Origin of the sequence: Aureimonas phyllosphaerae, assembly GCF_900113065.1 — a bacterium.
In the GTDB taxonomy this organism is placed as follows: Bacteria; Pseudomonadota; Alphaproteobacteria; order Rhizobiales; family Rhizobiaceae; genus Aureimonas; species Aureimonas phyllosphaerae.
On the sequence record NZ_FOOA01000020.1, the window covers coordinates 69,378 to 77,291 of the forward strand.

General features: G+C 67.8%; 6 protein-coding genes. All 6 read left to right on the forward strand.

The genetic code is table 11. The features are described from left to right. Positions 1 to 145 precede the first annotated feature (145 nt). Complete coding sequence (locus BM175_RS18595; protein ID WP_090965723.1) at positions 146 to 1,459, forward strand: MFS transporter; 1,314 nt, start codon at positions 146 to 148, stop codon at positions 1,457 to 1,459. 165 nt (positions 1,460 to 1,624) lie between these two features. Beyond that, entirely contained in the window at positions 1,625 to 2,665 is a 1,041-nt protein-coding gene (locus BM175_RS18600; RefSeq protein WP_090965735.1) for an extracellular solute-binding protein, read from the forward strand. A 79-nt stretch (positions 2,666 to 2,744) separates the two neighbouring features. After that, a complete protein-coding gene (locus BM175_RS18605; protein ID WP_244546074.1) occupies positions 2,745 to 3,581 on the forward strand; it encodes an ABC transporter permease in 837 nt (278 codons plus the stop codon). Positions 3,582 to 3,593: 12 nt separating this feature from the next. Further along, the gene (locus BM175_RS18610; protein ID WP_244546072.1) at positions 3,594 to 4,373 is read left to right on the forward strand and encodes an ABC transporter permease; all 780 of its coding nucleotides are present in this window, start codon (positions 3,594 to 3,596) and stop codon (positions 4,371 to 4,373) included. Continuing rightward, positions 4,360 to 5,433: an ABC transporter ATP-binding protein gene (locus BM175_RS18615; protein WP_090965725.1), complete on the forward strand. Its 1,074-nt coding sequence runs from the start codon at positions 4,360 to 4,362 to the stop codon at positions 5,431 to 5,433. Before BM175_RS18610 ends, BM175_RS18615 begins: the two co-directional genes overlap by 14 nt. A gap of 287 nt (positions 5,434 to 5,720) precedes the next feature. Beyond that, on the forward strand, positions 5,721 to 7,914 hold a 2,194-nt coding region (locus BM175_RS23115), incomplete at its 3' end, for a methyl-accepting chemotaxis protein (protein WP_090965727.1).

The following is a 7,914-nucleotide window of genomic DNA, read 5'->3' on the forward strand; positions in this document are numbered from 1 at the left end:
GGCGCTCTTCGCGGGTCGAACACAGAAGGGGTTGCCCGTCCGCTCCCGAGCGGGCGGAGGCGACGACGCTCGGCCGCCGCATCCCGGCTTCGGCACATCGTCGCGCATGCCTTACAGATGAACCGCAATCGCAGGGGATCAAACCATGGCGCAGACCATATCCGTGGAACAGGGCATCCAGGCCGCCGGCGTGGGGGCCTTCCAGCGTCGACTCTTCGTCATTTTTGGCCTCGTCTGGGCCGCCGACGCCATGCAGGTCCTGGCCATCGGCTTCACGGCGCCGTCCATTGCGGCAAGCTTCGGCATCACGGTGCCCCAGGCCCTACAGACGGGCACCCTGTTCTTCGTCGGCATGCTGATCGGCGCCTTCGTGTTCGGTCGCCTGGCCGACCGGATCGGTCGGCGGAACTGCCTGATGATCACGGTCCTGATCGACGCCGCGTTCGGCATTGCGAGCGCCTTCGCCCCCGATTTCGGCTGGCTGCTCGCGCTGCGCTTCCTGACCGGGATCGGGGTCGGCGGCACCCTGCCCGTGGACTACACGATGATGGCCGAGTTCCTGCCCTCGCATCGACGCGGCCGCTGGCTCGTCCTTCTGGAATCCTTCTGGGCGGTCGGCACGATCGTGCTGGCGATCGTCGCCCTCTATGCGGGATCGCAGGGCGGCGAGGCGTGGCGTACCATCTTCTTCTGCACCGGGGTGCCGGCCGTCATCGGCATCGCTTTGCGGTTGTTCGTGCCGGAATCGCCGCTCTACCTCAACAAGGTGGGCCGCTCGGACGAGGCCAAGCGCGTTCTGGAGCGCATGGCGAAGACGAACGGCTCGACCCGGACGATCGGCGACCTGCGCCCGGAGACGATGGAGAAGAAGTCGATCGCCGCGCTCTTCGACAGCGTCCTGCGCCGGCGCACCGTCGTGCTCCTGATCGCCTGGACCCTGGTGTCGATCTCCTACTACGGCATCTTCGTGTATCTGCCGGTTCGCCTGGCCTCGGAGGGCTTCGGTTTCATGCGCGGGCAGATGTTCCTCGTGATCGTCGCCCTGGTGCAGTTGCCGGGATTCTTCCTCGCGGCCTACGGCGTCGAGAAGTGGGGCCGCAAGCCGACGCTCGTCGGCTTCCTCATGCTGAGTGCCGTCGGGTGCCTGCTCTACAGCTTCGGCTCGACCCCGGCGCTCGTCGTCGGTGCGACGCTGCTCCTCAGCTTCTCGCTGCTCGGCACCTGGGGCGGCCTCTACGCCTTCACGCCGGAGATCTATCCGACGAGCCTGCGGGCGAGCGGCATGGGCCTGGCCGGCGCCATGGCACGGGTGGGCGGCCTTCTCGCCCCCTCCATCATCGCGCCGCTGATGGCCTCCAACTTCACCATGGCGCTCTTCAGCATATCGACGCTGCTGGTGATCGCGGCCGTGTCCATCTCGCTCATCGATGTGGAAAGCCGCAACATGGTGCTGGAATAACGTCTCCAGACGATCGATTCCGGCGAAGCGGCCACCGCGACGCCGGATGTCGAAGTAGAGGACCCCGTCCCTGAACCGAGTGCCCATCGCCGACGCATGAACCTTTCCCCGCATCCAACCGGAGCGACCGACATGCAGCCTAACAGACGCGATTTCCTGACCATCATGGGCGCCGGTACGCTGGCGATCTCGGGGCTGGGCGCGGGCATCCGCCCCGCAAGGGCGGCCGGAACCGTGACCGTCCTCAACTGGCAGGGCTACGGCACCGACGAGAAGTGGGCCGTCGAGGCCTTCAAGGAGAAGACCGGCATCGAGGTGGTCCACGACTATTACAATGCCGAGTCCGAGATGCTGACGAAGCTGCGGACCAACCCGGGCGCCTACGACGTCGTCGTCGTCAACAGCGCCCGCACCCAGCAGGCGACCGCCGAAGACCTCCTCGATGCCATCGACCTTTCCAAGGTTTCGAACGCCGCCGGCGTGCCGGCAAAGCTCGCCGACCATCCGAACTTCACGCTCGACGGCGAGCACTACGGCGTTCCCTGGGTCTGGGGCATGAACGCGCTCGCCATGCGCGACGGCAAGCCGCGGCCCGACAGCTACGGTGCACTCGCCGATCCCGCCTATGCCGGGAAGGTCGGTCTCTTCGACGACGCCGTGACGGCGGTCGCCATCGGCGCCTTCATGACCGGCCAGGACATGAACGACCCGAAGGACCTGAAGAGCGTCGGCGACTGGCTGAAGGCCTTGAAGCCCAACGTGAAGACGATCTGGACCAGCGAGGACCAGTGGAACAAGGCCTTCTCGGCCGGCGAGTTCGACCTCTCCGTCTACTGGTCCGGCGCCTCGGTCCGCTCCAAGCGCAACTTCAAGCTGCCCGTGGAATTCGTGGTCCCGAAGGAAGGAGCGGTCGGCTGGCTCGACACGCTGGCGATCCCGGCGACGAGCGAGAACAAGGACAACGCGCTCGCCTTCATCAACTACATGATCGACCCCGCCTTCTACTTCGACTGGGCGACCAAGGTCGGCGCACCGGCCTCCGCCAACACGGCCGCGATGGACAAGCTTCCCGCGGACGACCTCAACCGCAAGGTCCACGACCCGAAGTTCCTCGACACGATGACGATCATGGCGCCGCAGCCCGACGAGCGCCGCGAGGCCTTCAGCAACCTGTGGCAGGAAGTGAAGGCTTCCTATGCCGGCTGAGGCCACCATCGGCTCCGACATCAACTCCGGCCGCGACCCCGTCGCGGCCGGAGGGGGTGCCGGGCGGCTGCCGGCCTGGATGGCGACGGTTGCCATGCTCCTGCCGACCTACGCCTGGCTGACCCTCGCCGTTCTCCTGCCGCTCGGCGCCATGCTCGTCTTCAGCTTTCTCAGCGGGACGCCGATGGGCAAGAAGGAGGTGTTCTTCACGCTGAAGAACTACCGCGCCTTCATCGACCAGCCCTATCTCGTCGGCGTCGCCTGGACATCGCTCCTGATCGGGCTCTGGACGACCGCGATCTGCGCCGTCCTCGGCTTCCTCGCGGCCCTCGCGCTCGTGCGCGCGACGGCCGGGCGCGTCCGCGAGACGCTCCTGATCCTCGTCATCCTGCCGTTCTGGACCAACGGGCTGGTGCGCGTCTTCTCCTGGACCATGGTGATCCGCGAGGGCGGCTTCCTCGACACCGCGATCCGCACCGTCTTCGCCGACGCTCCCTCGGCCGGCTTCCTGTATTCGCTCCCGGCGATCGTGCTCGGCCTCGTCCACGGCTACCTGCCCTACATGGTGCTGACCTGCTACGTGGCGCTCCTCGCGATCGACGACGCGATCCTGGAAGCGGCGGCGAGCCTCGGGGCCCGCTGGTGGACGATCCTCTTCAAGATCCTGGTGCCGCTGGCCGCCCCCGGCCTCATCTCGGGCGCGATCCTGATCTTCGTGCCGGTCATCGGCGCCTTCATGGAGCCGCGCATCCTCGGGGGAACGCGTGGTGTCACGCTCGGCACGGTGATCGAGGAGCAGTTCACGGCGGCCTTCAACTGGCCGCTCGGCGCCGCCCTGTCCTTCACCATCCTGGCCGTCGTGCTGGCCGTCTTCGCCACCTTCTCCGGCGTCCTGCGCCGCAACGCGGCTGTCTGAGGAGGGCCCGCCGTGAAACTCGCCGCCCGCACCTATCTCGTCGTGATCCTCGTCTTCCTCTACCTGCCGATCGCGGTGCTGGTGGCGATGGGCTTCAACGAGTCGCCGCTCTACGCGCTGCCCTTCCGCTTCACGACCCACTGGTACGCGGCGCTCGGCGAGAACGCCAAGCTCCTGCGCTCCAGCTGGAACAGCGTCTTCATCGCGCTGATCACGTCGGCCATCGCGACCGGCCTCGGCACGCTCGCGGCCGTTGCCCTGTCCCGGCGCGAGTTCCGCGGCAAGACGCTGCTGCGCTTGGCTCTCCTGCCGCCGATCGCGATTCCCTGGCTGATCACCGGCACGGCCATGCTCGTCTTCTTCTTCTGGACCGGCATCGGGCGCGGGTTCCACGCGATCCTCATCGGCCATGTGGCGCTGGCCATCCCCTATGTCGTCCTCGTCGTCGGCACGGGCCTGACGACGATCCGCACCGATCTGGAGGAAGCGGCCATGAGCCTCGGCTCGCGGCCGGTGTCCGCCTTCTTCCGCGTGACGCTGCCGCTGCTCCTGCCCAGCATCGTCGGCGCGGCGCTCTTCGCCTTCGCCGTCTCGCTCGACCAGTTCGTGGTCTCCTACTTCCTCGCGACGCCCGGCTTCTCGACCCTGCCGGTCGAAATCTACTCGGCCATCCGCAAGGGCTTCACGCCCGAGATCAACGCGATCTGCACGATCCTTCTCGGCGGCTCGATGGTGCTCTTCCTCCTCTTCTCCCTCTTCGCCAGACCAGGAGCCCCCCGTGACCGCCGTTGACGTATCCGCAGTGGCGAAGAGCTACGGGAAGGTGGACGTCCTGTCGGACATCTCCACCCATTTCCCGCAAGGCTCCTTCACCAGCCTCCTCGGCCCCTCGGGCTCCGGCAAGACGACACTGCTGCGCATCATTGCAGGCTTCGTCATCCCCGACCGGGGGACGGTGACGATCGGCGGCCGCGACGTGACGAGCGTTCCCGTCTGGGACCGCAACATCGGCATGGTGTTCCAGTCCTACGCCCTGTTCCCGCACATGAGCGTCGCCGACAACGTCGCCTTCGGTCTGGCGCGACGTGGTATCAAGGGCGAGGCGGCCCGGCGCGAGGTCGAGCGCGCCCTCGAGATGGTCCGCCTGCCCGGGTTCGGGACCCGCAAGCCCAAGCAGCTCTCGGGCGGCCAGCAGCAGCGCGTGGCGCTCGCCCGCGCCATCGTCACGCGCCCGAGCGTCCTCCTTCTCGACGAGCCGCTTTCGGCGCTCGACCGACGGCTGCGCCAGGAGATGCAGGTCGAACTCGTGCGCATCCAGCGCGAGAGCGGGCTGACCACCATCTTCGTGACCCACGACCAGGAAGAGGCGCTGACCCTGTCGGACAAGGTGGCGATTCTCGATCGCGGCCGCATCGTCCAGATCGGCGAGCCGACCGAAGTCTATGAGCGTCCCGCGAACCGCTTCGCCGCGGAATTCCTCGGCGACACGAACTTCCTGCAGGGCACCGTCGAGGCGGAAGGGACCGTCTCGGCGCACGGGCAGCGGATCGCCAGCGCCATCGCGCTGCCGCCTGCGGGCCATTCCGTGACGCTGGCCGTGCGTCCCGAGAAGATCGAGATCCGGGACGCGTCGGGCGACGGCGGCCATGGCACGCAGCCCCCGGCAAACCAGCTGTCGGCGGTGATCCTGGCCTCGATCTATTCGGGAACGGCGATCACCTACGAAGCGGAGGCAGCGGGCGGCCTCCGCCTGAAGATCTTCGCCCAGAACCGCGACGCTCGCCTGCGAAGCCCTGGGGAGCCGGTGACCCTTTCCTGGTCCGCCGACCACACGGTGCCGCTCGCGGGCTGAGGGCTCGGCAGGCGGCTCCAGTCCGAACTCGCCGGCGCCGCGTAGCCCGCAGGCCGAGGGGCGCAGCTTTCCCCATCGGGGCGCGACGGGCGCCCGGGAAACAGCGCGCCGGGCGCGGTGGGCGGGAACCGATCGGTCGCGTTTGCAAAATGATGAGGCAGGCTCGTAAGTGCGGCGAACTTAACAACCGCTTCAGCCGGATATCATAAGTCTATCGTCCTTTGTATCTCGCGGGCTGTCTGCGACGCCGGGTTGGCGTTCGTCCGGAGATGCGCCGGGAGGATGACATGTCCACGTACAGGGCCGGGGTGAAGCGGCCGCTTTGGGTTTCGATCACCGCCTGCGGGTTCGCGGCCGTCCTCTTTGCCAGTGCTGCCATCGGCGGGCTCGGTTGGTATCGCCAGACGCAGATGAACCAGGAGGCGATCCGGGCGGAACTGCGGAACGATCTCGGCTTCGTACTGGCCGATATCGATGCACAGAAACGCGCAGCCTCCGCCCTGGCCCTCGCCGTCGCCGGAGAGCCGGAAACGGCAGACCTGATCCAGACCGGTCAGCGCGATCAGATCGTCGCTCGCTATGCCGCGAGCCTGCCCGACATCGTCGCGAGCGGCTCCTTGCAGCTCATGACATTCGTCGATCCGTCCACGACGGTCGTCGCCCGCATCCACACGCCGGACAAGTTCGGCGACCAGATGAAGGGCCGTCGCCGCACCGTCGAGACGGCGCTGCGCGAGGGCAAGCTGACCGCCGGCATCGAGCCGGGCCGTACCGCCGTCAGTGTCTTTGCGAGCGCGCCGGTCCGGCGCGGCAGCTCCGTCGTCGGCGTCGTCGACGTCGGGACCATGCTGACGGAAGACTACTTCGCTCATCTCGCAAAAGCCGTCGACGGCGCCCTGACGGTTCAGATCCTGAGCGATGGGCAGCTCAAGATGCAGGCCTCGACGCTGTCGAACGGCGGCCTGCTTTCGGCAGACGACCTCGGCGCCGTCCTCGAGGGCAACGCGCCGGAGCATGTCGTCGAAGCCGGCGATGTCTCGTACGCCGTCACGGGAATGGCGCTCAACGACTTCTCCGGCCAGAAGATCGGCGTCCTCGAGTTGGCGACGAACGTCACGCCGGTCGTCCAGGCCGCCAGGTCGGCGATGTGGACGATGCTGGCCTGCACCGTCGCGATCTCGGCCCTTGCCCTCATCGGCTTCATGATCTTCGCACGCCGCCTGGGTGTCGCGATCCAAAGGCTGACGGGTACGATGGGCACGCTTGCGGCCGGCGATCTGTCCGCATCGGTCGAGGGCCAGTCGCGGTCCGACGAAATCGGCGCGATGGCGCATGCGGTCGAAGTGTTCAAGCAGGCGTCGATCGAGAAAGTGCAGCTCGAGGAGCAGGCGGCCGTCCAGCGTGAGCGCCGGCAAGACGAGGCGGAGCGGCAGGCGCGGGCCGATCGCGCCAAGGCCGAGGAACTGACGAGTTTCGTCGCCGACATCGAGACCGGCTTCTCGCGGCTGGCCGTGGGCGACCTCACCGCGCGCATGGACCGGCCGGTAGCGTCGGTCTACGAACCCATTCGCGACCAGTTCAACACATCGGTCGGGAAGCTCGAGCACACGATCGGCGCCGTCGTCGGCTCGATCGGCTCGATCCGCACGGGCCTGACGGAGATCAACGTCGCCTCCAACGACCTTGCCCAGCGCACCGAGCAACAGGCGGCGAGCCTGGAGGAGACCGTGGCCGCGCTCGGTGAGGTGACGCGTGCGGTGAACGAGACGGCGCGCGATGCGGACAAGGCGAAGACGAGTGCCGAGAGTGCGCAGCGCAACGCCGAGCGAGGTGGCCAGATCGTCGGTCGCGCCGTCGAGGCGATGCACACGATCGAGCAGTCGTCCCAGAAGATCGGCAACATCATCTCGGTGATCGACGAGATCGCCTTCCAGACCAATCTTCTGGCGCTCAACGCGGGCGTCGAGGCCGCGCGTGCCGGCGAGGCGGGTCGGGGCTTTGCGGTGGTCGCGCAGGAGGTGCGCGGGCTCGCGCAGCGCTCGGCGGAGGCGGCCAAAGAGATCAAGGACCTCATTCAGGCGTCGGGTGAGCAGGTGGCCTCGGGCGTCGAGCTCGTCTCGGCCTCGGGCAAGAGCCTTGCCGAGATCATCTCCGAGGTCGGCGACGTCAGCCGCGTCGTCTCGGAGATCGCGCGCCGGGCGCAGGAGCAGGCGGTGTCCTTGCGCGAGGTGTCGACGGCGGCCGACCAGATGGACAAGGTCACGCAGCAGAACGCGGCGATGGTCGAGCAGGCGACGGCGGCCGCGCAGACGCTGGCGAACGAGACCGACGAGCTTGCGCGCCTGATTGCCGAGTTCAGGACGGCGGCGACCGCCAACCATGCCCGCCAGAGCGAGCGCGCCGCCCAGCGGACCGCGAACGTCGCCAAGCGCGCCGCGCCTCGCCCGATGGTGCAGATGAAGCCGGTCGCGCAAGGTAACG

Excerpts from the sequence above, each read along its gene's own strand:
- BM175_RS18595 (WP_090965723.1), top strand. The coding sequence starts at position 146 with ATGGCGCAGACCATATCCGTGGAACAGGGCATCCAGGCCGCCGGCGTG.
- BM175_RS18600 (WP_090965735.1), top strand. The coding sequence starts at position 1,625 with ATGGGCGCCGGTACGCTGGCGATCTCGGGGCTGGGCGCGGGCATCCGC.
- BM175_RS18605 (WP_244546074.1), top strand. The coding sequence starts at position 2,745 with ATGGCGACGGTTGCCATGCTCCTGCCGACCTACGCCTGGCTGACCCTC.